The following is a 25,694-nucleotide window of genomic DNA, read 5'->3' as shown; positions in this document are numbered from 1 at the left end:
GCATAAAAGCTATGCAACTCAACCCCTCTGAAATCAGTGATCTGATTAAGAGCCGGATCCAGAACCTGCAGCTCGCCGCCACGTCGCGTAACGAGGGCACGGTGGTCTCCGTCACCGACGGTATCTGCCGCATCCACGGCCTGACCGACGTGATGCAGGGCGAAATGCTGGAATTCCCCGGCAACACCTTCGGCATGGCGCTCAACCTCGAGCGTGATTCCGTCGGCGCCGTGGTGCTCGGTGAATACGAGCACATCACCGAAGGCGACACCGTCAAGGCCACCGGCCGCATTCTCGAAGTGCCCGTCGGCCCCGAGCTGGTCGGTCGCGTCGTCAACGCGCTGGGCCAGCCGATCGACGGCAAGGGTCCGATCAATGCCAGGCTGACCGACAAGATCGAGAAGGTCGCCCCCGGCGTCATCGCCCGTAAGTCGGTGTCGCAGCCGGTGCAGACCGGCCTGAAGTCGGTCGACTCCATGGTGCCGATCGGCCGCGGCCAGCGCGAGCTGATCATCGGCGACCGCCAGACCGGCAAGACCGCCGTGGCCGTCGACGCCATCATCAACCAGAAAGGCCAGGACATGTTCTGCGTCTACGTGGCGATCGGTCAGAAGGCTTCGACCGTTGCCAACGTCGTGCGCAAGCTGGAAGAGAACGGCGCGATGGAATACACCATCGTCGTTGCCGCGACCGCTTCCGAGTCCGCCGCCATGCAGTACCTGTCGGCCTATGCCGGCTGCACCATGGGCGAGTACTTCCGCGACCGTGGTCAGGACGCGCTGATCGTTTATGACGATCTGACCAAGCAGGCCTGGGCCTATCGCCAGGTTTCGCTGCTGCTGCGCCGTCCGCCTGGCCGTGAAGCCTACCCGGGTGACGTGTTCTACCTGCACTCCCGCCTGCTCGAGCGCGCTGCCCGCGTGAACGAAGAGTACGTCGAGAAGTTCACCAACGGCGAGGTCAAGGGCAAGACCGGTTCGCTGACCGCGCTGCCGGTCATCGAAACCCAGGCCGGCGACGTGTCCGCCTTCGTGCCGACCAACGTCATCTCGATTACCGACGGCCAGATCTTCCTGGAAACCGACCTCTTCAACGCCGGTATCCGTCCCGCGATCAACGCCGGTATCTCGGTGTCCCGCGTCGGTGGTGCCGCGCAGACCAAGGTCGTCAAGAAGCTGTCCGGCGGTATCCGTACCGACCTGGCGCAGTACCGCGAACTCGCTGCGTTCGCCCAGTTCGCCTCCGACCTGGACGATGCCACCCGCAAGCAGCTCGAACGCGGCCGCCGCGTCACCGAACTGATGAAGCAGGCCCAGTACTCGCCGATGTCGATCGCCGACATGGCCGTCGTGCTGTACGCGGTGAACAACGGCTATTTCGACGACGTCGACGTCGGCCGCGTGCTGCCGTTCGAAGCCGCGCTGCTGCAGTTCGTCAAGACCAAGCAGGCCGATCTGATCTCCTCGATCCTGAGCAAGAAGGAACTGGACGCCGAAGGCGAAAAGACCCTGGCTGCCGCGATCGCCGAGTTCAAGAAGAGCTGGGCCTGAGGCCGGCGAGGGAGACGGAATATGGCAAGCGGTAAGGAAATCCGTACCAAGATCAAGAGCGTGCAAAACACGCGCAAGATCACCAAGGCCATGGAGATGGTGGCCGCATCCAAGATGCGCAAGGCGCAGGAGCGGATGCGGGCTGCCCGCCCCTTTGCCGAGAAGATCCGCCGACTCGCCGCGAACCTGTCCCAGGCCAATGTGACCGACTACAAGCACCCCTTCCTGGTTCTACAAGAGCCAGATCAAGCGGGTGGGGCTGATCCTGGTGACCACCGACAAGGGTTTGTGCGGTGGTCTCAACACCAACGTCCAGCGCATCGCCCTCAACGCGATGAAGGACTGGGAGTCCTCGGGCGTGACCGAGATCCGTGCCTGCGCCATCGGCAACAAGGGTCTGGGCTTCATGCAGCGGATGGGCGCCAAGGTGGTGTCGAACGTCACCCAGCTGGGTGACACGCCGCACCTGGAGAAGCTGATCGGTCCGGTCAAGATCATGCTCGACGCGTTCCAGAACGACGAGCTCGATGCGGTCTACCTGGTCTACACCCGCTTCATCAACACGATGAAGCAGGAACCGGTGCTCGAGCAGCTGCTGCCGCTCACCGGTGAAAAGCTGGGAACGCCGGACAGTTCGTGGGATTACCTCTACGAGCCGGATCCGCAGGTCGTCATCGACGAACTGCTGGTCCGCTACGTCGAGGCGCTGGTCTATCAGGCCGTGGCCGAGAACATGGCATCCGAACAGAGCGCGCGCATGGTGGCAATGAAGGCCGCTTCCGACAATGCCAAGAACGTGATTGGCGAACTGCAGCTGGTCTACAACAAGACCCGCCAGGCCGCGATCACCAAGGAACTGTCGGAAATCGTCGGCGGCGCCGCCGCGGTGTAACGGATTATTGATTTAAGGATATGACGATGAGTCAAGGTACGATCGTTCAGTGCATCGGCGCGGTGGTGGACATCCAGTTCCCGCGTGAAGCGATGCCCAAGGTGTATGACGCCCTGAAGCTCGAGGACGCTGCCGACTCCTTCGCCGAAGCTGGCCTGACCTTCGAGGTTCAGCAGCAACTCGGCGATGGCGTGGTGCGTACCATCGCGCTGGGTTCCTCCGACGGCCTGCGCCGCGGCATGAAGGTGGCCGCCACCGGTGCGCCGATCTCGGTGCCGGTCGGCGAGGCCACGCTCGGCCGCATCATGGACGTGCTGGGCCGCCCGATCGACGAAGCCGGTGACATTGGCACCGACGAGCGTCGCTCGATCCACCAGAAGGCGCCGAAGTTCGACGAACTGTCGCCGTCGGTGGAACTGCTCGAAACCGGCATCAAGGTCATCGACCTGATCTGCCCGTTCGCCAAGGGCGGCAAGGTGGGTCTGTTCGGCGGCGCCGGCGTCGGCAAGACCGTGGAACATGATGGAGCTGATCAACAACATCGCCAAGCAGCACTCGGGCCTGTCGGTGTTCGCGGGTGTGGGTGAGCGTACTCGCGAGGGTAACGACTTCTACCACGAGATGAAGGACTCCAACGTTCTCGACAAGGTTGCGATGGTGTTCGGCCAGATGAACGAACCCCCGGGCAACCGTCTGCGCGTGGCGCTGACCGGCCTGACCATGGCCGAGCGTTTCCGCGACGACGGCCGCGACATCCTGTTCTTCGTGGATAACATCTACCGCTACACTCTGGCCGGTACCGAAGTGTCCGCACTGCTGGGCCGGATGCCGTCCGCGGTGGGCTACCAGCCGACGCTGGCGGAAGAAATGGGCCGCCTGCAGGAGCGCATCACCTCGACCAAGGTCGGCTCGATCACCTCGATCCAGGCCGTGTATGTGCCGGCGGATGACTTGACCGACCCGTCGCCCGCCACCACCTTCCTGCACCTGGACTCGACCGTTGTGCTGTCGCGTGACATCGCCGCGCTGGGTATCTACCCCGCCGTCGACCCGCTCGACTCCACCTCGCGCCAGCTCGACCCGCTGGTCGTGGGCGAAGAGCACTACGGCGTCGCCCGCCAGGTTCAGCAGACCCTGCAGAAGTACAAGGAACTGCGCGACATCATCGCGATCCTGGGTATGGACGAACTGTCGCCGGAAGACAAGCTCGCCGTGGCCCGTGCGCGCAAGATCCAGCGCTTCCTGTCGCAGCCCTTCCACGTCGCGGAAGTGTTCACCGGCTCGCCGGGCAAGTACGTTTCGCTGAAGGACACGATCAAGGGCTTCAAGATGATCGTCAGCGGCGAACTGGACGCCCTGCCGGAACAGGCTTTCTACATGGTCGGCAACATCGAAGAGGCCATCGAGAAGGCGAAGAAGCTGCAGTAATTCGTCCGCCCGCGCGGTGCTCCGGCATCGCGCGGATTTGAAAAGGAAACACTATGGCTATGACGGTTCATGTCGACATCGTCAGTGCGGAAGAGCAGATCTTCTCCGGGCTGGCCGAATTCGTCGCACTGCCTGGCGAGGCGGGTGAACTCGGCATTCTGCCCGGCCACATGCCGCTGATGACCCGGATCAAACCGGGCGCGGTGCGGGTCAAGGTTCCGAATCAGGCGGAAGAAGAGCTTGTGTTCGTTGCCGGTGGTTTGCTCGAAGTTCAGCCGGGTCTGGTGACGGTGCTTGCCGACACCGCGATCCGCGGCAAGGATCTGGACGAAGCGAAGGCGCTGGAAGCCAAGAAGAAGGCTGAAGAGGCAATGGCAAACCAGACCGCGCGTCTGGATTACGCCAAGGCCCAGGCCGAGCTCATGGAAGCGGTGGCCCAGCTCGCCGCGATCGAGCGTCTGCGCAAGCGCGGTCACTTGATTGATCGTGCTCCCGCCCGACGGGTGGGGTCGAAAAAAAGCAGCTCTGCGGGGCTGCTTTTTTATTGCTGTTTTTCTTCCTTTGGGGACTGCTCCGAGTGGCCCGATCCCTCTGTGAAGCCGTATCAATGCCATATCCGGACCGACTTTAGCCGGGGGGGCCAGCCGCGACATGGCCTGCCTGAAGGTCGTCACGCGCCCTGTCGCGGCGCTGGAGCGGCCCTATAAACTGGGCTCAAAGGGCTCGATGGAATGTCAGCCGCCCTGCTCCAGCCGCGAAATGCGCTTGTCGAGGCGGCCGAGCGCATCGCGCAGGGCGACGATGTCCTGCGCAACCGTCGGGAGCGCGCTGCAGGGCACGAGCAGCGGCGCCTCTTCGGTCAGATATTCGGCCACGTTGCCGCCTGCGCGCTCGACCGAGCGGCGGCCTTCGCCGAGCAGCTGCTTGCCGCCTTCGACCAGGCGATGGGCGGCGATGTCGCCGAGCAGCCGGGAGAGGTCTTCTTCCGCATCCCAGCGCAGGTGGCGGAAGACGAAACCCAGCGCGTCGGCGAGTTCGGCATTGCCTTCGATGCGCACGTGGCGCATTGCCGTTTCCAGCCCATCGACCAGCAGCTTCGGCAGGTCGGCGGCGGCGAGCACCAGCGACACTTCGGGCTCGCTCTCGCCGACCCATGCGGCGAGATAGCCTTCGGTGGATATCGAGAAATCGATCTCCAGCAGCGGCGTGACGGCGAGCCGGGCGGTGCGGCCGGCGTGGGGCAGCAGGCGCGTGCGCGCCCAGCCGGATTGCGACAGCAGGTGATTGGCGGCGGAAAGAAAGATGCTGGACAGCATGGCAGCCGAGCCTGGAGAGGTGGGAAAAAAGCCGAGCCGAAAACAAAACGGGGAGGCCTGAGCCTCCCCGCTGTTCCATCGTGCTTAGTTTGTCTGCTGGATGCCGGCGATGAGCCAGCCGCCCTGGCCCTTGACCGGCTTGGTCAGGTGCCAGATCTCGTCGAAGGCTTCCGGCGCGGTGTCTTCCGCTTCGCGCAGCAGGCCGTTGAAGCGGACACTGACGATGTAGCGCTCGCTGTCCTGCTCGACATCGACGACGTCGGCGTTCAGTTCGACGACGTCGGTGCGCTGGGCAGCGGCGCCGCGCTCGTTGAGCTGCATACAGATTTCGGCGAAGACTTCCGGCGTGGTGAATTCACGCAGGTCGTCCAGGTTGCCGGCGTCGTTGGCAGCCTGCAGGCGGATGAAGTTCAGCTTTGCCTGGCGGGCGAAGCCCTGCACATCGAAGCCTTCGGCAACCGCCTTGTCCAGGCCCGAAGCTGCCGCGGCCTGCGGCGCGGCCGACATCGGCGGCATCGGGTTCAGCGGCCGTGCGCCGGTGCCTGCACCAGTGTTCGCCCCTGCGTACTGCAGGTTCTGGCTCTGCTGGTTGTTGGCGTTGCGGCGGAACAGCAGGCGGAAGATGAAGAAGGCTGCGGCTGCGAGCAGCAGGATCATCATGAACGAAGCCATTTCCTCGCCGAGGCCGAGGTGGGAGAACAGCGCGGCCAGACCCAGACCGGCGGCGAGGCCGGCGATCGGGCCCATCCAGGAGCGCTTCGGTGCGGCAGCGGCTGCGCCGGCAGGCGGGGTGTTCTGGGTTGCGGCGGGCTGGCGGGGCGCTTGCTGAGGCGTCGCGTTGCGCTTCATGCCGAAGCTGCTGCCGCCGCCAAGGCGCTTGGCTTCGGCTTCGGGGGCGCCGATGAAGCCGAATGAAAAGATGGCGACGATCAGGGTGAGGATCAGATTCTTCATCGTGGGTGGGTCTCCTGGGTTCAAAGCTTGTAGCCGCGGTGCAGGGCAACCACCCCTGCACTGAGGTTGAAGTAATCGACACGCGAAAGGCCGGCTTGTTCCATCATGCCCTTCAATTCTTCCTGGCCGGGGTGCATGCGGATGGATTCTGCCAGATAGCGGTAGCTCTCGGCATCGTTCGCCACCTGCTTGCCCATCCACGGCAGCAGCTTGAAGGAATACAGGTCGTAGATCGGCGACAGCGGTTTCCACACGCGCGAGAACTCGAGCACCAGCAGGCGGCCGCCGGGGCGCAGCACACGGCGCATCTCGGCCAGCGCGACGTCCTTGTGGGTCATGTTGCGCAGGCCGAAGGCGACGGTTACGCAGTCGAACCAGTCGTCCGGGAAAGGCAGCTTCTCGGCGTTGCACTGGGCGCTCGGCATCGCGTAGCCGTGGTCGATCATGCGGTCGCGGCCGCGCGACAGCATGGCGTGGTTGATGTCCGTCAGCCACACCTGCCCGCTCCTGCCGACCTTGCGGGCGAAGGCCAGCGACAGGTCGGCGGTGCCGCCGGCGACGTCGAGCACGCGGTCGCCTTCGCGCACACCGGAGACCTGGATCGTGAAATGCTTCCACAGGCGGTGCAGGCCGAACGACATCAGGTCGTTCATCACGTCGTATTTCTGCGCGACCGAGGAGAACACCTCGGCCACCTTCCTTTCCTTGGCTTCCTCGGCAACCGTCTGGAAGCCGAAGTGCGTCGTCTTGTCGCTCATGATCGTCTCAGTGATGATGTCCGCAACCGCTCTTCGGCGCCGGCGGCGGCACCTTGGCGGGATCGCGGCTGCCGCCGGCCCGGGCAAGGCGGTCGAGGTAGGTCTGCCACAGTGTTTCCTGCTGCTGGCCGAGCGTGTAGAGGTAGTCCCAGGAGTACAGGCCGCTGTCGTGGCCGTCGGAGAACACCGGGCGGACCGCGTAGTTGCCCACCGGCTGCAGGTCGACCACATCGACGTCGCGCTTGCCCTGCTGCAGGGTTTCCTGCCCCGGACCGTGTCCGCGGACTTCGGCCGAGGGCGAATGCACGCGTAGGAACTCGAAGGGCAAGGTGAAACGGCTGCCGTCGTCGAAGGCGATCTCGAGCCGCTTCGACTGGCTGTGCAGCGTGATTTCGGTGGGAAGCGGGGTGTTCCGATCCAGTCCGGCCATGGCCAAAGCCTCGCATTCGGGGGCCACAATCATACCCGAATCGTTACCGCCCGGCCCCGTGCCGCGGCCGCCAGCCGTGTTGCAGGCCGATGACGTGTCATCAAAACGTCAAACAGCTGCAATAGACTGTGCCCGTCAATAGCGGGGAATCGACAGCATGCCAGCGAACATCTTGCTCGTGGAAGACGAACCGGCGATCCAGGAATTGATCGCCGCCAACCTCAATCGCGCGGGCCATCACGTGGTCCGTGCCGCCGACGCCGAATCGGCCCAGCGCATCGTGCGCGAAGCGCTGCCCGACCTGATCCTGCTCGACTGGATGCTGCCGGGCGCTTCGGGCATCGAGCTCGCCCGCCGCCTGCGGGCCGACGAGCGTACGCGTGCCATTCCGATCATCATGCTCACCGCCCGCGGCGAGGAGCAGGACAAGGTCACCGGGCTCGAAACCGGTGCCGACGACTACATCACCAAGCCCTTCAGTCCGCGCGAGCTGGTCGCACGCATCAAGGCGGTGCTGCGCCGGCGGGCGCCGCAGACCACCGAGGATGCCGTCGAACTGGGCGGGCTGCGGCTCGATCCGGGCACCCACCGCGTGACCGCCGACGGCAAGGTGCTGACCCTGGGGCCGACCGAGTTCCGCCTGCTGCACTTCCTGATGACTCACCCGGAGCGGGTGCATTCGCGCGCGCAACTGCTCGACCAGGTCTGGGGCGACCACGTCTTCGTCGAGGAACGGACGGTGGACGTGCATATCCGTCGCCTGCGCTCGGTGCTCGAACCGGATGGCTTCGATGCGTTGATCCAGACCGTTCGCGGCAGCGGTTATCGCTTTTCGACCCAGACGCCGCAGGCGCCGGCCGCGCGCTGACCGGCATGGAAGCAGCGTGATCCATCGTCCTCTCCGCTACATCGCCGTCGGCATCGGCGTACCGGTTACCGCCGTGCTGGCACTGGCATTGCTGGCAGGCCATTACCGTGGCAGCGACGCCGCGCTTGCCCTGGTGGTGCTGGGCCTGCTGGCCATCGCCATCCTGCTCGTGCGCCATGTGCGCCTGCTGGTGGAATGGGCGCGCCAGCCGGTCGGCAGCATGCCGCCGCAGGTCGAAGGCCTGTGGGGCAGCGTGTTCGACGAGTTGGAAGACCGCTTCCAGCGCGAACTCGCAGTACGCGACAAGTTGTCGGAGGAACTGGGCCGTTTCCAGCAGGCGGCGCAGGCGATGCCGGACGGCCTGCTCTATCTGGCCGAGGACGACAGCATCGAATGGCTCAACGTGATGGCCGAGCAGCATTTCGGCCTCGATCGCCGCCGTGATCTGCGCGTGCCGGTCGCCAACCTGGTGCGCCAGCCCGACTTCGTCGCCTACCTGCAGACCGACCGCCATGCCGAGCCCTTGATCATGCAGCTGCCGGGCCGCAGGGACAGGGCCTTGCAGGTGCAGATCATCCGCTTCGCCGGCAGCCGGCGCATGGTGCTGTCGCGCGACATCTCCAAGCTGCAGCGCCTGGAGAACATGCGCCGCGACTTCGTCGCCAACGTGTCGCACGAGATGCGTACGCCGCTGACCGTCGTCGGCGGCTTTCTCGAGACCCTGATCGACGGCCTCGACGACTTCAGCCGTGACGAGGTGCTGCATTTCCTGTCGCTGGCGCACGAGCAGTCGAGCCGCATGCGGCACCTGATCGAGGACCTGCTGGCGCTGTCGGCGCTCGAGACGGGCGCTCCGGCGCCGCTGGAGGAGCGGGTGGATGTGACTGAGCTGATGCAGACCGTGCTGCGCGAGGCCGAATCGTTGTCGGCCGGCCGCCATACCGTCACGCTGGTGCTCGAAGGCGGCGGTGAGCTCAAAGGAAGCGCCAGGGAACTGCACAGCGCGTTCTCCAACCTTGCCACCAACGCGGTCCGCTACACGCCGGCGGGCGGGCACGTCGAACTGGGCTGGCGCGTCGATGCCGAGGGCGGCGAATACTGGGTCAGGGACGACGGCATCGGCATCGACCCCGAGCACATCCCGCGCCTGACCGAGCGTTTCTACCGCGTGGACCGTGGCCGCTCGCGCGAGACCGGCGGCACCGGGCTCGGCCTGGCCATCGTCAAGCACATCCTGAACCGGCACCAGGCGGTGCTGCAGGTCGACAGCGAGCCGGGCAAGGGCAGCCGTTTCGCGATGCGTTTCCCGCCGGGCAGGATCGGCGACGAAAACTAGCCGGGCATGTCTTCGGGAATGGCGGCCTGCTCTGCCTCGAAGGCGCACAGATCGTAGTTCGTGCCGCGCCGGACCAGGCGCTGCAGGCGAATCTGGCGCGCCGTGCCGTCGTGGTGGATTTCCACCCGCTGGCCGGCGGCATACCACTGCGACGGCAGGACGATGCAGGCCGGGAGCTTGAGCGCGCTCGCCTCGGGCAGCAGGAAACCCTGCTGCCACGGCGCCCGCCCGCTCCTGGGACCGGCTTGGCGCACCGAAACCATGCGGGGCACGCCGGGCAGCACTTCGATGCCGGCCTCGAGCGTGCCGTCTTCGCGGTACATCAGCCAGCTCAGGTCGCCGAGCAGGAAATGCGCGCCGTCCGGCGGGCGGATGCCGACGAGCTGGTGGTGGGCGATGCGTTCTCCGGCCGTGCGGCGCTGGAGCCGGAAGCCGGCAACGGACTGGTCCTGGATCGTCCACTGCTCGTAATCCAGCCCGAGGCGCTCGGCGTCGCGCTGGTGGCGCGCCTGTTCATGCTCGGGTGTATCGACCTTCGGCACCTGGCCGCCGAACGCCAGCAGCGAGATGTCCTCGCGCAGGCGGTGCAGCGGGCTGTCGGTGCGCGGTTGGCGGAACACCACGCCTTCGATGGCAAAGCCGATCGCCAGCCAGTCGGCACTCAATTGCAGCATGCCTTCGGCGCGTCGGCGCGGGAAGCGCCGGCCGGCCGTGCCGCGGCCCCAGGGCCGGTACAGCGACAGCAGCAGGCGCGCGCTGGCGTCGGTCGGGCAATCCTCGCCCAGCCCCAGCGAAGCCGGCTTCGCGCCCCGCTTGAACTGCGCCAGCACGGCCTGGATCTGGTTGGCGAGCGTGCTGCCGTCGAAGCGCAGCCGTGCCGGTGCCTGCGGCACCAGGCCCAGCGGGCGCAGGCCGACGTCGCCATGGATATCGACGCCGTAGTCGGTGGGCCTGGTGTTTTCGTCGGCCGCAGCGAGATCGCAGTAAGGCGCGAAGCGCTGTGCCCAGCGGATGACCCAGTTCAGCTCGCGCTCGCTGCGGCCGTACGGGTTGGCGAGATCGGTCAGCAGGATGGCGACGTAGGCTTCCAGCGCGCTCTGCGCGTGCCATACCTCGTTGAGCGGATCGGGGACGCGGATGCGGTGGACGCCTGCATGGACCGCATCCGCATGGGCGGCATGGATTTCCGCCCAGCAGCCCGGCGGCACTTCGCGCCGCGCGCGGAAGTACTCGAACAGGACCTGGCCGGTGTAGTAGGTGCGGCGCTGGGCCAGCAGGGCGTGCTGGTCGTCCAGCGTGCCGGCCGCCGCGTCGAGCCGGGCGATCTGGGCGTAGGAGCGGGACAGGTTGCGCCACAGCCGGACCACCCGCTGCAGCGAGGCGTTTTCCTCGCCGTCGGGCGGCAGCGGCAGGCTGGCGTAGCGGCGCGAGATGCCTTCCTGGCTGCAGGCGATCGCCTCGCGCGCGGCTTCGAGCACTTCGAGGTGCTGGTTGGGTGCCGGCGCCGCATGCAGCAGGGTCTCGATCATGTCGCTCAGCAGGGCATGCGTGCGCGGGATGTCCGTCGGGTGCAGCTTCTGCAGCAGATCGAGGCAGACGGCCGGATTGGAGAAGTCCATGGCGGAAGGCGTGGGGAAAGGTGGATCAGGCCTGGGTGGCGAGGGCGCTGTCGATGGCGCGCGCCAGCGCGACCGGGTCGGCAGCGGCATGGACGATGCCCTGGCGCTGGGCCGGTCCCCAGACCGATTCCGGGAAGTGGCGGTCGTCGCGATAGCGCGGAATCACGTGCCAATGGAGATGCGGCACCATGTTGCCGAAGCTGGCGAGGTTGATCTTGTCCGGGTGCAGCAGGGTGCGCAGCGCGCTTTCGGTGGCCAGCACGACGTCGAGCAGGTGGCGCCGGTCTGCCGGCAGCAGGTCGCTCATCTCGGCGACGTGCTCGTTCCAGATCACGCGGCAGAAGCCGGGGTGGGCGTCGTCATCGACGCGAATGACGCGGCAGCGCCCGTCCTCCCAGATGAGCTGTTCGGCAGATGCGGGGCACAGCGGACAATCCATGGCGATCCTCGACGGCTTGAATGGCGGGAAACCGCGGAACTCTAGCGGCTCCGCGCGGCCGGGGCGAGGAATTGTTGCTCACAACCGGCATCTCGCCGCGGATAGTCCTGCGCCACCGTGCGGGTTTCGGCCATGTCGACCGGCTCGCCGTCATGGAAGGCGAACAGGTTGCCGGGCGGAATCTGGATCCAGGCCTCGTTGTCGGTCAGCGGCGTGGTGGCGATCACGGCGACGCGGTCGGACGGCGTCGTGACCTGGTTGAAGTCGACGGTGACGTCCTCGTCGGCCAGGTGGGCCACCGGGAAAGGCGCTTTGCGGACGATGTAGCACAGCCGCGACGAACAGTGCGCGAACAAGCGCTTGCCGTCCGACAGCAGGAAGTTGAATTCGCCGAGGCTGCCGACTTCGAGCGCCAGCTCGCGCAGGGCGGCATGCAGCTCGGCAGTGTCCTGCGTGCCTTGCGGGAAACGCTGGGCCAGGCGGTCGAGGATGTAGCAGAAGGCGAGCTCGGAGTCGGTGTTGCCGACCGGCTGGAAGCGGCCGGACAGTCTGGGGGCGAAGCCTTTCAGGTTGCCGTTGTGGGCGAAGATCCAGTAGCGCCCCCACAGCTCGCGCTGGAAGGGATGGGTGTTCTCGAGCCCGACGATGCCCTGCGTGGCCTTGCGGATGTGGGCGATGACGTTGAGCGAGTGGATCGGGTAGTGCTTGACCAGTTCGGCGACCGGCGAATCCGCACTCGGGTTGGGGTCGAGGAAGGCGCGAACCCCGGCGCCTTCGAAGAACGCGATGCCCCAGCCGTCCCGGTGGTGGTCGGTGAGGCCGCCGCGGGCACGAAAGCCGGCGAAGGAGAAACAGATATCGGTCGGCACATTGCAGTTCATGCCGAGCAGCTGGCACATCGGAGTCTCCGCGATGTCGGTACGGGAACCGGCAGTATAGCGAAGCGGGCGCGGCCGATGGTCGCGCCCCTTGCCTGGTGCCTGCCTGCCTCAGGCGCCGAGCTTCTTTTTCAGCAGTTCGTTGACCTGCGCCGGGCTGGCCTTGCCCTTGCTGGCCTTCATGACCTGGCCGACCAGCGCGTTGAAGGCCTTTTCCTTGCCGGCGCGGAATTCGTCCACCGACTTCTGGTTGGCCGCCAGCACTTCGTCGATCATCGCCTCGATCGCGCCGCTGTCGGTGACCTGCTTCAGGCCCTGCCTGTCGATGATCTCGTCGGCGCTCAGGCCTTCGCCGTTCCACAGCGCCTCGAACACCTTCTTGCCGATGGCGTTGGAGAGGGTGTTGTCGGCGATGCGCATCACCAGGCCGGCAAGCTGGGCGGCCGACACCGGCGAGGCGCCGATGTCGAGTTCGGCCTTGTTCAGGCGCGCCGCGAGGTCGCCCATGACCCAGTTGGCGCAGGGCTTGGCCAGCGCCGGACCGGCGGCCGTCACCGTCGCCTGGTAGAAATCGGCGACTTCCTTCGAGGCCGTCAGCGTGGTGGCGTCGTAGGCGGACAGGCCCCATTCGTCCATGAAGCGGGCCTTCATCGCGCCCGGCAGTTCGGGCATCTCCGCCTGCACGTGCGCCTTCCAGTCGGCCGGGATCAGCAGCGGCAGCAGGTCGGGATCGGGGAAGTAGCGGTAGTCGTGGGCGTCTTCCTTGCTGCGCATCATGCGCGTCTCGCCGCTGTCGGGATCGAACAGCACGGTGGCCTGCTGCACGCGGCCGCCGTCCTCGATGGTGTCGATCTGCCACTGCACTTCGTAGTCGATCGCCTGCTGCAGGAAGCGGAAGGAGTTCAGGTTCTTGATCTCGCGGCGGGTGCCGAGTGCGGTCGCGCTTTTTTTGCGCACCGACACGTTGGCGTCGCAGCGGAAGGAGCCTTCCTGCATGTTGCCGTCGCAGATGTCGATCCAGCGCACCAGCGCGTGCAGCGAGCGGGCATAGGCGACGGCTTCGGCCGAGGAGCGCATGTCGGGCTCGGAGACGATCTCGAGCAGCGGCGTGCCGGCGCGGTTGAGGTCGATGCCGGTCATGCCGTGGAAGTCCTCGTGCAGGCTCTTGCCGGCATCCTCTTCGAGGTGGGCGCGGGTCAGGCGCACGGTCTTCTCGTAGGCTTGCTCACCTTCGCCGACGCGGATCGTGATCGCGCCGCCCTGCACCACCGGCAGGTCCATCTGGCTGATCTGGTAGCCCTTCGGCAGGTCGGGGTAGAAGTAGTTCTTGCGCGCGAACACGCTCTTTTCCGCGACGTGGGCGCCGATCGCGAGGCCGAAGCGGATCGCGCGCTCGACCGCGCCGCGGTTCAGCACCGGCAGCACGCCCGGCAGGGCGATGTCCACCGCGCTGGCCTGCACGTTGGGCTCGGCGCCGAAGGCGGTGCTGGCGCCGGAAAAGATCTTGCTGGCGGTGTTGAGCTGGGCATGGACTTCCAGCCCGATCACGACTTCCCAATCCGTTCTGCTCATGGTCGTTTCTCTTGTTGCGGTTCGCGGCGCCGGCTCAATGGCACTGGCCGCTGGTCCGATCGACGATGATCGGCCATACGTAGTCGAAGGTGCCGCGGCTGCAGCGCCGCGCGCAATCGGAAAAGCCCACCGTGACCTGGTTGCCCTGCTCCCAGATGTTGACCGTGCAGCCGTCCTTGGCGCGCAGCTCCACGCTGGGCATGCGGCGCGTCTGGGTGAAGGGGCCGTCGAAGCGGCAACTGCCGCGGCGCGGGATGTCCACCGTGGCGCTGAAGCGCTTGACGTCGGAGTGGCTGATGTCGAGCACCGCGGTCGCGCTGTAGCCGGTCTCGTCGCGGAAGCGGCAGTCGGCCTGGACGTCGAGCGGGCGCACCGGCATCGGCTTCAGGCGGCCGGGGCGTTCGCTCGGCCGTGTTTCGCTTTCGGCCGGCCCCGGCGCCTGCCACGGCGGCGTGGCGCAGGAGGCGAGCAGGCCGGCCGCGGCTGCGGCCAGGCCGGCACGCAGCAGCCGGCGCGGCGGGATCGGGGGCACGAAAGGCATCATCGGCTCAAGCCGCGATCGCCGGCCGGCGCGCATGCCAGTCGGTGACCTGCTGGAAGCGGTGGGCAGCGTTCAGCAGGCGGGCTTCGCCGAAGTAGTCGCCGATCAGCTGCAGGCCCACCGGCAGGCCATCGCTGCCGAAGCCGCAGGGCTGCGACAGGCCGGGCAGGCCGGCGAGGTTGACCGCGAGAGTGAAGATGTCCGACAGGTACATCTGCACCGGGTCGTCCGCCATCTGGCCCAGGGCCCAGGCGGTGGTCGGCGTGGTCGGGCCGGCGATGATGTCGCAGTGCTGCAGCGCGGCCTGGAAGTCCTGCGCGATCAGCCGGCGCAGGCGCTGCGCCTGCAGGTAGTAGGCGTCGTAATAGCCGTGCGACAGCACGTAGGTGCCGACCAGGATGCGGCGTTTCACTTCGGCGCCGAAGCCTTCGGCGCGGGTCTTGCCGTACATGTCGGCGAGGTCGCCGTATTCGGCTGCGCGGTGGCCGTAGCGCACGCCGTCGAAGCGCGACAGATTGCTCGAGCATTCGGCTGGTGCGATCACGTAGTAGGCGGGAATCGCCAGCCTGGCGTTGGGCAGCGACACTTCGACCGTGGAGGCGCCGAGCGCGCGGTATTGTTCGATCGCGGCGTCGACCGCGGTCCGCACGTCCTCGGCCATGCCTTCGGCGAAGAACTCGCGCGGCAGGCCGATGCGCAGGCCTTCGAGCGGCCGTGCCGCGGCCGGTGCGGCGAGCGCGGCGGCGTAGTCCTCGGCCGGGCGCTCCAGGCTGGTCGAATCGCGCGCGTCGAAGCCGGCCATCGCCGACAGCAGCAGCGCGCAGTCCTCGGCGCTGGCGCCGAAGGCGCCGCCCTGGTCGAGCGAGGAGGCGTAGGCGATCATGCCGTAGCGGCTGACCACGCCGTAGGTCGGCTTGATGCCGGTGATGCCGCAGAAGGCCGCCGGCTGGCGCACCGAGCCGCCGGTGTCGGTGCCGGTGGCGATCGGCGCCAGGCGTGCCGCCACCGCCGCGGCCGAGCCGCCGGACGAACCGCCCGGCACGCGCTCGGGATTCCACGGGTTCTTCACCGCGCCGTAGAAGGAGCTTTCGTTGGACGAGCCCATCGCGAACTCGTCCATGTTGGTCTTGCCCAGGCTGACCGCGCCGGCGGCCTTGAGCAGGCCGACGATGTGGGCGTCGTAGGGGCTGACGAAGTTCGACAGCATCTTCGAGCCGCAGGTGGTCAGCACGCCTTCGGTGCAGAACACGTCCTTGTGGGCGAGCGGGATGCCGGTCAGCGCACCGGCCCGGCCGGCGGCGATGCGCGCATCGGCGGCGCGGGCAGCGGCCAGCGCGCCGTCGCGGTCGACGGTGATGAAGGCGTTGAGTCGGGAGTCGAGCGCGTCGATGCGGTCGAGGAACAGGGTCGCGAGCTCGACGCTGGAAATCTGCCGGGCGTCGAGCGCGCGGCGCAGTTCCGGAAGGGAAGCGTGGATCATGTGTTCGGCAAGCCAGGTGAAGGCGCGCCAGGCGCGCCGCGGATCATTCGATGACTTTCGGTACCAGGTACAGCCCGGCCTCGGTCTGCGGGGCGACCTGCTGGAAGGCGGCACGCCTGTCCTGTTCGGTGACGAGGTCCTCGCGCAGGCGGGTGGCGAGCTCCTGCGGATGGCTCATGGGTTCGACGCCGGTCGTGTCGACCGCCTGCATCTGCTCGATGAGGCCGAAGATGCCGTTCAGCTTGTCGCGGGTGGCGTCGATTTCGGCATCGGAAAGGGCGATGCGTGCGAGGCGGGCGAGGTGCCCGACTTGTTCATTGGAAAGCGACATGAGGTAACAAAACCTGCTGAATCCACAAAGGTTTGTAGGTTATCATAATCGTCTTTGCCCCGCCGGGGCTGCGCCATCGGGCGGCAGCGAGCGGGGCGCTCGCGTTGCGGCGCACCATGCCTTCGTCCGGTGCGCCACGCGGCTCAACCATTCCACCGGTTTCGGAAGGCCTCATGTTCGGTTTCCTGCGCTCCTATTTTTCCAACGATCTCGCGATCGACCTCGGCACCGCCAACACCCTGATCTACGTGCGCGGCAAGGGCATCGTGCTCGACGAACCCTCGGTGGTGGCGATCCGTACCGAAGGCGGTCCCAACGCCAAGCGCTCGATCCAGGCCGTCGGCCACACCGCCAAGCAGATGCTGGGCAAGACGCCCGGCAACATCACCGCGATCCGGCCGATGAAGGACGGCGTGATCGCCGACTTCGTCGTCACCGAGCAGATGATCAAGCAGTTCATCAAGAAGGTGCATGATTCGCGCCTGCTGTCGCCTTCGCCGCGCATCATCATCTGCGTGCCCTGCGGCTCCACCCAGGTCGAACGCCGCGCGATCCGCGATGCGGCGCTGGCGGCCGGCGCCTCGCAGGTTTTCCTGATCGAGGAGCCGATGGCGGCGGCGATCGGCGCCGGCCTGCCGGTGTCGGACGCGACCGGCTCGATGGTGGTGGACATCGGCGGCGGCACCACCGAGGTCGGCGTGATCTCGCTCGGCGGCATCGTCTACTCGGGCAGCATCCGCGTCGGCGGCGACAAGTTCGACGAGGCCATCGTCAATTACATCCGCCGCAACTACGGCATGCTGATCGGCGAGACCACCGCCGAGAAGATCAAGAAGGAGATCGGCTCGGCCTTCCCCGGCTCCGAAGTGCGCGAAATGGAAGTCAAGGGCCGCAACCTGGCCGAAGGCATTCCGCGCAGCTTCACGGTGTCGTCCAACGAGATCCTCGAAGCGCTGGCCGAGCCGCTCAACCAGATCGTCTCCGCGGTCAAGATCGGCCTCGAGCAGACGCCGCCCGAACTCGGCGCCGACATCGCCGAGCGCGGCCTGATGATGACCGGCGGCGGTGCGCTGGTGCGCGACCTCGACCGCCTGCTGATGGAGGAAACCGGTCTGCCGGTGGTCGTCGCCGAAGAGCCGCTGACCTGCGTCGCGCGCGGCTGCGGCATGGCGCTCGACAAGATGGACAAGCTCGCGGCGATCTTCACCTCCGAGTGAGCCGCTGCCCCGGCCTTGCCGCCGGGGCCTGCCTTCGTCATCGTCCCCGCCACCGCTTTCGCTCCGGTGGCTCCTGGTTTCCCGGATGTCTCTAGTCGGCCACAAGACCCCTCCGATCTTCAAGCGCGGACTGACGCCGGTTACGCGCCTGTCGGTGTTCGTCGCCATCTGCCTGGTGCTGCTGGTGGCGGACCTGCGTTTCCGCTACTTGGAGGTGGTACGCAATGCCTTGTCGGTGGTGACCTACCCGCTGCAGATGGCCGCCGCCAAGCCGGCCGACTTCGTGCGCAACGCCTCGCGCTATTTCGCCACCCTGGTCGAAGTCCAGCTCGAGAACGCCGAACTGCGCCGGGACCATCTGACGACCGGCGAACGCCTGCTGCGCTTCGAGCTGCTCGAAAAGGAGAATGCCGAACTCCGCGGCCTGCTCGGCATGTCGCAGCGCGTCGCCGTCAAGAGCGTCGCCGCCGACATCCTCTACAACGCGCCCGACCCCTTCGCCCGCAAGGTCATCCTCGACCGGGGTGCCCAGCAGGGTGTCGAGCCCGGGCTGGCCGTGATCGACGCCAAAGGCGTGGTCGGCCAGGTCACGCGTGTGCATCCGGTGCAGTCCGAGGTCACCCTGCTCACCGACCGCAACCAGGCGATCCCGGTCAGCGTGCTGCGCAACGGCGTGCGCGGCGTGCTGTTCGGCACCGGCCGCGGCCGCCTGGAAATGCGCTTCGTGTTGGCCGATGCCGACATCCGCGAAGGCGACCGGCTCGTCACCTCCGGCCTCGACGGCATTTTCGTGCCCGGCCTGCCGGTGGCGGACGTGACCATGGTCGACCGCAGCTCCGACGCTTTCGCCCGCATCGATTGCGAACCGCTGGCGGACATCGACACCAGCGTGCAGGTGCTGGTGATCGGCCGCACCGCCTACCCGCCGCCGCCGCCGGCACCGGACCAGGAGCGCTGAACGATGCAGCCGACCAACCGTTCCAGCCGCATCCTGCTGCCGGTCAAGCTGTGGTTCGTCTATCTCAGCCTGATCGTCGCGCTGGGGCTCGAATACATCCCGACCGGGCGGGCGCCGGGCATTCCCGGCTGGGTGGCGCTGGTGCTGGCGATCTGGTGCGTGCGCGAGCCGCAGCGCGTCGGCATGGGCGCGGGCTTCGTGCTCGGCCTGCTGGTGGACGTTGGCCAGGGCGCGGCGATGGGCCAGCATGCGCTGGCCTACGTGGTGCTGGCCTATCTGGCCAACGGCGCGGCGCGGCGGGTGATGTGGTTCCCGCTGTGGCAGCAGGCGCTGCACTTCCTGCCGCTGTTCCTGCTGACCCAGGCGCTGATGCTGGTGGTGCGCCTGCTGGCCGGCGCCGAGTTCCCGGGCTGGTCCTACTTCCTCTCCAGCCTGAGCAGTACCGCGCTGTGGGCGCCGCTGTCGATGCTGCTGCTGCTGCCGCAGTACCAGCCGGTCGACCGCGACGACAACCGGCCGATCTGAGGCCCGCGGCGGATGACGGAGATTCGTTCCACCGCCCAGGAGCTCGCCCGCTTCCGCCTGCGGGTGGTGGTGGCGATGCTGTTCGTCTGCGTTTGCCTGGGGCTGCTGGCGGCGCGCTTCCATTACCTGCAGGTGGTGCGCCACGACTACTACCTGACGCGGGCCGAGGACAACCGCATCGCGCTGCTGCCGAAAGTGCCGCATCGCGGCACCATCGTCGATCGCAACGGCGTCGTGCTGGCGCGCAACTACGCCACCTACACGCTGGAGATCACGCCGTCGCAGGTCAGGGACATCCAGGGCACGCTGGACGAACTCGCCACGCTGGTGGCGATCGAGCCGCGCGAGCGCCGGCGCTTCATGAAGCTGCTGGAGGAAAGCCGCAGCTTCGAGAGCGTGCCGGTGCGCAGCCGCCTCAGCGACGAGGAAGTCGCCCGCGTCGTGTCGCAGCGCTACCGCCTGCCGGGCGTCGACGTGAAGGCGCGGCTGCTGCGCGACTATCCGCAGGGCACGGTGGGGGCGCACGTCGTCGGCTACATCGGCCGCATCAACCAGCGCGACGTCGAGCGCATCGAGGAAGCGGGCGAAACCGCCAACTACCGCGGCACCCAGCACATCGGCAAGGCCGGGCTGGAGCAGTTCTACGAATCCGAGCTGCACGGCACCACCGGCATCGAGCAGGTCGAGGTCAATGCCGGCGGGCGGGCGGTGCGCGCGCTGTCGAGCATCGCGCCGACGCCGGGCAACGACCTCGAGCTGACGCTCGACATCGAGCTGCAGCGCGTGGCCGAAAGCGCCTTCGGCGCGCGCCGCGGCGCACTGGTGGCGATCGAGCCGTCCACCGGTGGCGTGCTGGCGCTGGTGTCGACGCCGAGCTTCGATCCCAACCTGTTCGTCGATGGCATCTCCACCCAGGACTGGAAGGCGCTCAACGAATCGCCCGATCATCCGCTGCTGAACCGCGCGATCTATTCGGCCTACCCGCCGGGTTCCACGTTCAAGCCCTTCATGGCGCTGGCCGGGCTGGAGACGGGCAAGCGCACGCCGGGGCAGGCGATCGCCGACTTCGGCTATTTCACCCTCGGCAACCATCGTTTCATGGACGACAAGATCGGCGGCCACGGCATGGTCGACCTGCACAAGTCCATCGTCGTGTCGTGCAACACCTACTATTACCAGCTCGCCCATGATCTCGGCATCGACAACATCGCCAAGTTCATGGCGCCGTTCGGCTTCGGTGCGCGCACCGGCATCGACCTGCCGGGCGAAGCCAATGGCGTGCTGCCCTCGCCGGAATGGAAGCGCCAGCGCTTCCGCCGCGCCGAACAGCAGCAATGGTTCGCCGGCGAGACGATCTCGGTCGGCATCGGCCAGGGCTACAACGCCTTCACGCCGCTGCAACTGGCCAATGCGCTGGCGGCGCTGGTCAACGACGGCAAGCTGTACCGGCCGCACATCGTGCGCTACGTGGTCGATTCGCGCACCGCGCAGCGGCGTGCGGTCGAACCCGAGCCGCTGCGCGAGATCCCGCTCAAGACGAGCAACATCAGGGCGGTGCGCGACGGCATGGTCGGCGTGAATATCAGCGGTACCGGCAAGCGCGCTTTCCAGGGGGCGGAATACACCTCGGGCGGCAAGACCGGCACGGCGCAGGTGTTCTCGCTGCGCGGCCAGCGCTACGTCGAGGGACGGGTGCGCGAGCGCCTGCGCGATCATTCCTGGTTCATCGCCTATGCGCCGGCCGAGGCACCGCGCATCGCGCTCGCGGTGCTGGTCGAGAACGGCGGCTTCGGCGCGCAGTCGGCGGCGCCGATCGCGCGCCAGGTGATGGACTATTACCTGCTGCACCGGCAGGCGGCCGAGCCGGCGGCGGAGGATGCGGTCGCCGGCGAACTCGAAGGCGGCGAGCAGGCCGAAGCGGCCCCGGCCGATGCTGCGGCGGCCGGTGCTGCGGCGGCCGAAGAGCCGGCTGGGAGCCTGCGATGAGCAACTGGCGTTTCAACCCGCTCGCGCTCGTGCGCGCCTTCCTGCGGCCGATCGACCCGATCCTGATGCTGCTGCTGGCGGTGCTGCTCGGTTATGCCTGGGTGCTGATGCAGAGCGCCTCGCCCGAGCGCCTGGACAACCAGGCGCTGCATTTCGCCATCGCGCTGGCGGCGATGTGGGCGATGGCCTGGCTGACGCCCGCGCATCTGCTGCGGCTCGCGCTGCCGCTGTATGCGCTCGGCGTGGTGCTGCTGATCGGGGTCGATCTGTTCGGCGATATCTCGAAAGGCGCGCGGCGCTGGCTCGACATCGGCATCACCCGCATCCAGCCGTCCGAGATCATGAAGATCTCGATGCCGCTGATGCTGGCCTGGTATTTCCACCAGCGCGAAGGCCAGACCCGCTTCGTCGATTTCCTCATCGCCGGCGCGCTGCTGGTGGTGCCGGTCGGTCTGATCCTGATCCAGCCCGACCTCGGCACCAGCCTGCTGGTCGCTGCTTCCGGCCTGTACGTGATCTATTTCGCCGGCCTGTCGTGGAAGCTGATCGTGCCGCTGATGGTCGCGCTGGTCATCGGCCTGGGCTCGGTCGTCGCCTTCGGCGACACGCTGTGCCAGCCCGAAGTCGATTGGCAGGTGCTGCGCGAATACCAGAAGCAGCGCGTGTGCACCCTGCTCGACCCGACGCGCGATCCGCTCGGCAAGGGTTTCCACATCATCCAGTCCACCATTGCCATCGGCTCCGGCGGGCTGATGGGCAAGGGCTGGATGGAAGGCACCCAGACCCATCTCGCCTTCCTGCCCGAACGCCATACCGACTTCATCTTCGCCGTGCTGGCCGAGGAATTCGGCCTGATCGGCGCCGTCGTGCTGCTGGCGACCTACCTGCTGCTGATCGTGCGCGGCTTCGTCATCGCGGCCTTCGCGCCCACGCATGCATCGCGCCTGCTCGCCGGCGCGATCACGATGATCTTCTTCACCTATGCCTTCGTGAACATGGGCATGGTCAGCGGCATCCTGCCCGTCGTGGGCGTGCCGCTGCCCTTCATCAGCTATGGGGGAACCGCGCTCGTCACGCTGTGTCTGGGCGTGGGTATCCTGATGAGCATCCAGCGCAGCCGGCTGACGGCGCGCAAGGCTTGAACAACCGAGGAGCGCCGATGAAATCCGATCCTGCCCAGGCCGATGCCGGAAGCGTCAGCACCCCGGCCATGCGACGATCGCGCTGCCGCGGGCTGGCCGGCGCGGCCGTGCTGGCATTCGCCGTCGTGCTGCTGTCGGCCTGCGGTTCCGCGCCGAAACGCGATGAAGGCAGCGCCGCGGCCGAGCCGCCTGCGGCGAGTGCGGCGAAGCCCGCCGGCCGGGGCGGCGGCTATTACAAGGACGACGGCCCGGACGAGGTGCCGCCCGACAACCTCGACGCCATTCCCGACGCCGAGCCCCGCCTCGAGCCGCTGCACCGCTTCGCCAACCGGCCCTACAACGTCTTCGGCAAGGGCTACGTGCCGGCCACCGAACTCAAGCCTCACCGCGAGCGCGGGCGGGCGAGCTGGTACGGCCGCCGCTTCCATGGCAATCCCACGTCCAGCGGCGAACCCTACGACATGTATGCGATGACCGCCGCGCATCCGACGCTGCCGATTCCGAGCTACGTGCGCGTCACGCACCTGGCCAGCGGGCGCTCGGTGGTGGTACGGATCAACGACCGCGGCCCTTTCCACAAGGGCCGCATCATCGACCTGTCCTATACCGCGGCCCACAAGCTGGGCTACATCAACGCCGGCAGCGCGGAAGTCGAAGTCGAGCAGATCCTGCCGGACGAACTGCCGCTGGTCGCGGCGGCGAGGCCGGTGCCGCCGATACGCGGCCGCCAGGCCCAGCAGGTCGCCGAAGCCGCGCCGCCACCGGCGCCTGCACAGGCCCCTGCCGAGGTGGTGGACGCCGCGCCGCGCATGCTGCCGCCGCTGGCGCCGTCGGGCGCGGGGGCCAGCGCTGCTGCAGCCGCAGGGCAGAGCGCCGCCGCACGTGTGGTAGCTGCGGCAGTCGATACTGCGGAGGTCAGTACAGCGGTAGCCGGTGCTGCGGCTCCTGCCGCAATGGAAGCGGGTGACGGCCTGGTGCCGCACATCGCCTCGGCCAGCGCCGGCATCTTCCTGCAGCTCGGCGCCTTCTCCTCGCGCGCCAACGCCGAAGACTTCAAGGCCTCGGTCGCGGACGAAGTCGGCGAACATGCGGAGCGCCTCGAACTGTTCGCCGATGGCGAGCGTTTCCGCCTGCACGCCGGCCCCTACGACACGGTCGATGCCGCGCGGGCGGCGGCGGAGCGGATGGGGGGGCGCTCAAGCTCAAGCCATTCGTGATCGTGCGCTGAACGGCCGCTGCGCTGCCGCAGCGGGTTGAAACAAGGCCTTTCGCCTTTGGCCCGCAGCCGGGGTGGCACTTATAATCCGGCGTTCCCGCCAGCTTTTTCCCTCTTTTTTCCGGGTTCCCTCATGCGTTTCGTCCTTGCCGTCCTGATTTCACTGTTTTCCTTTGCCGCGCTGGCGCAGTCCGTGCCGCCGCCGGCGCTGGCCGCCAATACCTGGGTGCTGGTCGACCATGCCACCGGGCAGGTGCTCGTCGACAAGGATGCCGACACCCGCATCGAGCCGGCTTCGCTGACCAAGCTGATGACGGCCTACCTGACTTTCAGCGCACTGAAGGCGGGCACGCTGACGCCGGACCAGGTGGTACCGGTGTCGACCAAGGCCTGGCGCATGGAAGGCTCGCGCATGTTCATCGAGCCGAACAAGCCGGTGACCGTCGATGAACTGATCCGCGGCGTGATCGTGCAGTCGGGCAACGACGCCTGCGTGGCGCTGTCCGAGGCGATCGCCGGCAGCGAGGAAGCCTTTGCCGCGCTGATGAACCGCGAAGCCCAGCGCCTGGGCATGACCAATACCAACTTCACCAACTCCACCGGCCTGCCCGACCCGCAGCTCTACACCACGGCGCGCGACCTGGCCTTGCTGGCGAGCGCGATCGTGCGCGACTTCCCCGAGTTCTACAGCCTGTACTCGCTGAAGGAGTTCACCTACAACGGCATCAAGCAGCCCAATCGCAACCGCCTGCTGTACATGGACGCCACCGTCGACGGCATGAAGACCGGCCACACCAGCACCGCCGGCTACTGCCTGGTGTCGACTGCGCAGCGCGGAACCCGCCGCCTGATCTCGGTCGTGCTCGGCGCCGCCTCCGACACCGTGCGGGCGCAGGAGTCGCTGAAGCTGCTGAACTTCGGCTTCCAGTTCTACGACACGGTCAAGCTCTACTCGGCCGACGAGGCGCTGTCGCAGTTCCGCGTCTGGAAGGGCGAGGACAACGAAGTGGCGGTCGGCTTCACCCGCGATTTCGTCATGTCGCTGCCCAAGGAGGCGGCGCAGAACGTCGCCGTGTCGCTGGAGAGCCGCCAGCCGCTGATCGCGCCGCTGGAGAAGGGCCAGCCGGTCGGCACGCTGAAGCTGAGCGTCGACGGCAAGCCGCTGGGCGAGTATCCGGTGGTCGCGCTCAAGGACGTGCCGGTGGCAGGCTTCTTCGGCCGCCTGTGGGATGCGATCGTGCTGTTCTTCAAGAACCTCTGAGCGAATACGCCATGAGCGAACGCAGCGGCGCGCAGCCGCGCCAGACCCTGATCGAATACCCCTGTGACTTCCCGATCAAGGCCATGGGCGCGCGGGTGGACGGCTTCGCCCAGGCGGTGATCGAAGTGGTGCTGCGCCACGCGCCGGACTTCGAGCCCGCCGGCGCCGAGATGCGGCCGTCGAGCAAGGGCAACTACCTGGCGGTGACCTGCACCTTCCGCGCCACCTCGCAGCAGCAGGTCGATGCGCTGTATCGCGAGCTGACTTCGCACCCGCTGGTCAAGGTGGTGCTGTGATCGTCAAGCGCCTCGGCCTGGTGGACTACGCGCCGGCGCTGGAAGCGATGCGCGTGTTCACCGCCGGACGTACCGACGGCACGGCGGACGAGATCTGGCTGCTGCAGCATCCGCCGGTCTACACCCTGGGGCAGGCCGGCAAGGCCGAGCACCTGCTGTGCAACCCGGCCGGCATTCCGCTGGTGCAGATCGACCGCGGTGGCCAGATCACCTACCACGGCCCCGGCCAGCTCGTCGCCTACCTGCTGATCGACCTGCCGCGGCGCCGGCTGAAGGTACGCGAACTGGTCCATCTGATGGAGCAGGCGATCATCGATACCCTGGCCGAATACGGCCTCGCCGCCGAGCGCAAGGACGGCGCACCCGGCGTCTACATCGCCGGCGCCAAGATCGCCGCGCTCGGCCTGCGGGTCAGGAATGGCTGCAGCTACCACGGCCTGGCGATCAACGTCGATGCCGACCTGACGCCCTTCGGCTGGATCAACCCCTGCGGCTACGAGGGCCTCAAGACCATCCGCATGAAGGATTTCGGCGTGGCCGACAGCGTCGAAGCCGTCGGCGAGCGCCTGCTGGCCCACCTGCAGCGCCTGCTGCTGCCGATCGAAGTGCGGCCTGATGTAGATAATCAGCCTGCACAGGCTGCGCAAGAGGCGCCGGCGGGGCCATAATCGCGCTCATCTACCCAGAGCGCCACACCACAC

The 25,694-nt window shown here is 67.3% G+C and carries 23 protein-coding genes and 3 pseudogenes; 15 read left to right on the top strand and 11 right to left on the bottom strand.

Annotated features, from left to right (window positions below; genetic code table 11):
• Positions 1 to 11 precede the first annotated feature (11 nt).
• The 4 genes and pseudogenes from atpA to AAFL97_RS20860 all read left to right on the top strand — a co-directional run.
• Positions 12 to 1,550: a F0F1 ATP synthase subunit alpha gene (gene atpA, locus AAFL97_RS20875; protein WP_341646563.1), complete on the top strand. Its 1,539-nt coding sequence runs from the start codon at positions 12 to 14 to the stop codon at positions 1,548 to 1,550.
• 21 nt (positions 1,551 to 1,571) lie between these two features.
• Positions 1,572 to 2,442, top strand: a pseudogene (atpG, locus tag AAFL97_RS20870) (F0F1 ATP synthase subunit gamma).
• 26 nt (positions 2,443 to 2,468) lie between these two features.
• Positions 2,469 to 3,870, top strand: a pseudogene (atpD, locus tag AAFL97_RS20865) (F0F1 ATP synthase subunit beta).
• Between the two features lie 53 nt (positions 3,871 to 3,923).
• Positions 3,924 to 4,346, top strand: a pseudogene (locus AAFL97_RS20860) (F0F1 ATP synthase subunit epsilon); the annotation flags it as partial.
• A gap of 258 nt (positions 4,347 to 4,604) precedes the next feature.
• Here the strand turns inward: AAFL97_RS20860 and AAFL97_RS20855 are convergent.
• The 4 genes from AAFL97_RS20855 to AAFL97_RS20840 all read right to left on the bottom strand — a co-directional run bounded on the left by AAFL97_RS20855 (position 4,605) and on the right by AAFL97_RS20840 (position 7,328).
• A complete protein-coding gene (locus tag AAFL97_RS20855) occupies positions 4,605 to 5,186 on the bottom strand; it encodes a ubiquinone biosynthesis accessory factor UbiJ (RefSeq protein ID WP_341646562.1) in 582 nt (193 codons plus the stop codon).
• A gap of 84 nt (positions 5,187 to 5,270) precedes the next feature.
• Complete coding sequence (locus AAFL97_RS20850; protein ID WP_341646561.1) at positions 5,271 to 6,140, bottom strand: Tim44 domain-containing protein; 870 nt, start codon at positions 6,138 to 6,140, stop codon at positions 5,271 to 5,273.
• 20 nt (positions 6,141 to 6,160) lie between these two features.
• The gene (gene ubiE / locus AAFL97_RS20845; protein ID WP_341646560.1) at positions 6,161 to 6,898 is read right to left on the bottom strand and encodes a bifunctional demethylmenaquinone methyltransferase/2-methoxy-6-polyprenyl-1,4-benzoquinol methylase UbiE; all 738 of its coding nucleotides are present in this window, start codon (positions 6,896 to 6,898) and stop codon (positions 6,161 to 6,163) included.
• A 7-nt stretch (positions 6,899 to 6,905) separates the two neighbouring features.
• The gene (locus AAFL97_RS20840) at positions 6,906 to 7,328 is read right to left on the bottom strand and encodes a DUF971 domain-containing protein (protein ID WP_341646559.1); all 423 of its coding nucleotides are present in this window, start codon (positions 7,326 to 7,328) and stop codon (positions 6,906 to 6,908) included.
• Positions 7,329 to 7,485: 157 nt separating this feature from the next.
• Between AAFL97_RS20840 and phoB the strand changes: the two genes are divergently transcribed.
• Positions 7,486 to 8,196 carry a phosphate regulon transcriptional regulator PhoB gene (gene phoB / locus AAFL97_RS20835; protein WP_341646558.1) on the top strand — a complete coding sequence of 237 codons (711 nt, stop codon included), beginning with the start codon at positions 7,486 to 7,488 and terminating at the stop codon, positions 8,194 to 8,196.
• 16 nt (positions 8,197 to 8,212) lie between these two features.
• Positions 8,213 to 9,532 (top strand): phosphate regulon sensor histidine kinase PhoR, encoded by a 1,320-nt coding sequence (gene phoR / locus AAFL97_RS20830; protein WP_341646557.1) that lies wholly within the window; start codon positions 8,213 to 8,215, stop codon positions 9,530 to 9,532.
• On the opposite strand, the gene AAFL97_RS20825 is transcribed toward phoR, so the two are convergent.
• The 7 genes from AAFL97_RS20825 to gatC all read right to left on the bottom strand — a co-directional run bounded on the left by AAFL97_RS20825 (position 9,529) and on the right by gatC (position 16,392).
• Positions 9,529 to 11,151 carry a hypothetical protein gene (locus AAFL97_RS20825; protein WP_341646556.1) on the bottom strand — a complete coding sequence of 541 codons (1,623 nt, stop codon included), beginning with the start codon at positions 11,149 to 11,151 and terminating at the stop codon, positions 9,529 to 9,531. The two genes, phoR and AAFL97_RS20825, sit on opposite strands and share 4 nt — an antisense overlap.
• Positions 11,152 to 11,176: 25 nt before the next feature.
• The gene (locus AAFL97_RS20820; RefSeq protein WP_341646555.1) at positions 11,177 to 11,590 is read right to left on the bottom strand and encodes an HIT family protein; all 414 of its coding nucleotides are present in this window, start codon (positions 11,588 to 11,590) and stop codon (positions 11,177 to 11,179) included.
• 41 nt (positions 11,591 to 11,631) lie between these two features.
• Positions 11,632 to 12,489, bottom strand: coding sequence for a class II glutamine amidotransferase (locus tag AAFL97_RS20815; protein WP_341646554.1), 858 nt, complete (start codon positions 12,487 to 12,489; stop codon positions 11,632 to 11,634).
• 90 nt (positions 12,490 to 12,579) lie between these two features.
• Positions 12,580 to 14,040 carry an Asp-tRNA(Asn)/Glu-tRNA(Gln) amidotransferase subunit GatB gene (gene gatB / locus AAFL97_RS20810; protein ID WP_341646553.1) on the bottom strand — a complete coding sequence of 487 codons (1,461 nt, stop codon included), beginning with the start codon at positions 14,038 to 14,040 and terminating at the stop codon, positions 12,580 to 12,582.
• 34 nt (positions 14,041 to 14,074) lie between these two features.
• Positions 14,075 to 14,572 (bottom strand): hypothetical protein, encoded by a 498-nt coding sequence (locus tag AAFL97_RS20805; RefSeq protein WP_263460229.1) that lies wholly within the window; start codon positions 14,570 to 14,572, stop codon positions 14,075 to 14,077.
• Between the two features lie 16 nt (positions 14,573 to 14,588).
• Positions 14,589 to 16,061: an Asp-tRNA(Asn)/Glu-tRNA(Gln) amidotransferase subunit GatA gene (gene gatA, locus AAFL97_RS20800; RefSeq protein ID WP_341646552.1), complete on the bottom strand. Its 1,473-nt coding sequence runs from the start codon at positions 16,059 to 16,061 to the stop codon at positions 14,589 to 14,591.
• A gap of 43 nt (positions 16,062 to 16,104) precedes the next feature.
• Positions 16,105 to 16,392 (bottom strand): Asp-tRNA(Asn)/Glu-tRNA(Gln) amidotransferase subunit GatC, encoded by a 288-nt coding sequence (gene gatC / locus AAFL97_RS20795; RefSeq protein ID WP_263460231.1) that lies wholly within the window; start codon positions 16,390 to 16,392, stop codon positions 16,105 to 16,107.
• A gap of 173 nt (positions 16,393 to 16,565) precedes the next feature.
• Between gatC and AAFL97_RS20790 the strand changes: the two genes are divergently transcribed.
• The 9 genes from AAFL97_RS20790 to lipB all read left to right on the top strand — a co-directional run bounded on the left by AAFL97_RS20790 (position 16,566) and on the right by lipB (position 25,661).
• The gene (locus tag AAFL97_RS20790) at positions 16,566 to 17,609 is read left to right on the top strand and encodes a rod shape-determining protein (RefSeq protein WP_068636726.1); all 1,044 of its coding nucleotides are present in this window, start codon (positions 16,566 to 16,568) and stop codon (positions 17,607 to 17,609) included.
• A gap of 85 nt (positions 17,610 to 17,694) precedes the next feature.
• Complete coding sequence (gene mreC / locus AAFL97_RS20785) at positions 17,695 to 18,567, top strand: rod shape-determining protein MreC (RefSeq protein ID WP_341646551.1); 873 nt, start codon at positions 17,695 to 17,697, stop codon at positions 18,565 to 18,567.
• Between the two features lie 3 nt (positions 18,568 to 18,570).
• Positions 18,571 to 19,092 carry a rod shape-determining protein MreD gene (gene mreD, locus AAFL97_RS20780; RefSeq protein WP_341646550.1) on the top strand — a complete coding sequence of 174 codons (522 nt, stop codon included), beginning with the start codon at positions 18,571 to 18,573 and terminating at the stop codon, positions 19,090 to 19,092.
• A 12-nt stretch (positions 19,093 to 19,104) separates the two neighbouring features.
• The gene (gene mrdA / locus AAFL97_RS20775; protein WP_341646549.1) at positions 19,105 to 21,078 is read left to right on the top strand and encodes a penicillin-binding protein 2; all 1,974 of its coding nucleotides are present in this window, start codon (positions 19,105 to 19,107) and stop codon (positions 21,076 to 21,078) included.
• Positions 21,075 to 22,220: a rod shape-determining protein RodA gene (gene rodA, locus AAFL97_RS20770; RefSeq protein ID WP_341646548.1), complete on the top strand. Its 1,146-nt coding sequence runs from the start codon at positions 21,075 to 21,077 to the stop codon at positions 22,218 to 22,220. The genes mrdA and rodA overlap by 4 nt, the downstream gene beginning before the upstream one ends.
• A gap of 17 nt (positions 22,221 to 22,237) precedes the next feature.
• Entirely contained in the window at positions 22,238 to 23,437 is a 1,200-nt protein-coding gene (locus AAFL97_RS20765; protein WP_341646547.1) for a septal ring lytic transglycosylase RlpA family protein, read from the top strand.
• A 132-nt stretch (positions 23,438 to 23,569) separates the two neighbouring features.
• Positions 23,570 to 24,697 (top strand): D-alanyl-D-alanine carboxypeptidase family protein, encoded by a 1,128-nt coding sequence (locus AAFL97_RS20760; protein ID WP_341646546.1) that lies wholly within the window; start codon positions 23,570 to 23,572, stop codon positions 24,695 to 24,697.
• A gap of 11 nt (positions 24,698 to 24,708) precedes the next feature.
• Complete coding sequence (locus AAFL97_RS20755) at positions 24,709 to 24,993, top strand: YbeD family protein (protein ID WP_341646545.1); 285 nt, start codon at positions 24,709 to 24,711, stop codon at positions 24,991 to 24,993.
• Entirely contained in the window at positions 24,990 to 25,661 is a 672-nt protein-coding gene (gene lipB / locus AAFL97_RS20750; protein WP_341646544.1) for a lipoyl(octanoyl) transferase LipB, read from the top strand. The genes AAFL97_RS20755 and lipB overlap by 4 nt, the downstream gene beginning before the upstream one ends.
• Positions 25,662 to 25,694 lie beyond the last annotated feature (33 nt).

It is taken from the genome of Thauera sp. SDU_THAU2 (assembly GCF_038260575.1).
GTDB lineage: Bacteria > Pseudomonadota > Gammaproteobacteria > Burkholderiales > Rhodocyclaceae > Thauera.
The sequence above is the reverse complement of the archived record's forward strand: the minus strand, read 5'-3'. Positions and strand labels throughout refer to the sequence as shown.

Coding starts and splice junctions, on each gene's coding strand:
- AAFL97_RS20815 (WP_341646554.1), bottom strand. CDS start 12,489: ATGTGCCAGCTGCTCGGCATGAACTGCAATGTGCCGACCGATATCTGT.
- AAFL97_RS20850 (WP_341646561.1), bottom strand. CDS start 6,140: ATGAAGAATCTGATCCTCACCCTGATCGTCGCCATCTTTTCATTCGGC.
- atpA (WP_341646563.1), top strand. CDS start 12: ATGCAACTCAACCCCTCTGAAATCAGTGATCTGATTAAGAGCCGGATC.
- mreC (WP_341646551.1), top strand. CDS start 17,695: ATGTCTCTAGTCGGCCACAAGACCCCTCCGATCTTCAAGCGCGGACTG.
- mrdA (WP_341646549.1), top strand. CDS start 19,105: ATGACGGAGATTCGTTCCACCGCCCAGGAGCTCGCCCGCTTCCGCCTG.
- AAFL97_RS20755 (WP_341646545.1), top strand. CDS start 24,709: ATGAGCGAACGCAGCGGCGCGCAGCCGCGCCAGACCCTGATCGAATAC.
- AAFL97_RS20840 (WP_341646559.1), bottom strand. CDS start 7,328: ATGGCCGGACTGGATCGGAACACCCCGCTTCCCACCGAAATCACGCTG.
- gatB (WP_341646553.1), bottom strand. CDS start 14,040: ATGAGCAGAACGGATTGGGAAGTCGTGATCGGGCTGGAAGTCCATGCC.
- phoB (WP_341646558.1), top strand. CDS start 7,486: ATGCCAGCGAACATCTTGCTCGTGGAAGACGAACCGGCGATCCAGGAA.
- mreD (WP_341646550.1), top strand. CDS start 18,571: ATGCAGCCGACCAACCGTTCCAGCCGCATCCTGCTGCCGGTCAAGCTG.
- AAFL97_RS20820 (WP_341646555.1), bottom strand. CDS start 11,590: ATGGATTGTCCGCTGTGCCCCGCATCTGCCGAACAGCTCATCTGGGAG.
- AAFL97_RS20855 (WP_341646562.1), bottom strand. CDS start 5,186: ATGCTGTCCAGCATCTTTCTTTCCGCCGCCAATCACCTGCTGTCGCAA.
- gatC (WP_263460231.1), bottom strand. CDS start 16,392: ATGTCGCTTTCCAATGAACAAGTCGGGCACCTCGCCCGCCTCGCACGC.
- rodA (WP_341646548.1), top strand. CDS start 21,075: ATGAGCAACTGGCGTTTCAACCCGCTCGCGCTCGTGCGCGCCTTCCTG.
- AAFL97_RS20765 (WP_341646547.1), top strand. CDS start 22,238: ATGAAATCCGATCCTGCCCAGGCCGATGCCGGAAGCGTCAGCACCCCG.
- AAFL97_RS20825 (WP_341646556.1), bottom strand. CDS start 11,151: ATGGACTTCTCCAATCCGGCCGTCTGCCTCGATCTGCTGCAGAAGCTG.
- gatA (WP_341646552.1), bottom strand. CDS start 16,061: ATGATCCACGCTTCCCTTCCGGAACTGCGCCGCGCGCTCGACGCCCGG.
- AAFL97_RS20760 (WP_341646546.1), top strand. CDS start 23,570: ATGCGTTTCGTCCTTGCCGTCCTGATTTCACTGTTTTCCTTTGCCGCG.
- ubiE (WP_341646560.1), bottom strand. CDS start 6,898: ATGAGCGACAAGACGACGCACTTCGGCTTCCAGACGGTTGCCGAGGAA.
- AAFL97_RS20790 (WP_068636726.1), top strand. CDS start 16,566: ATGTTCGGTTTCCTGCGCTCCTATTTTTCCAACGATCTCGCGATCGAC.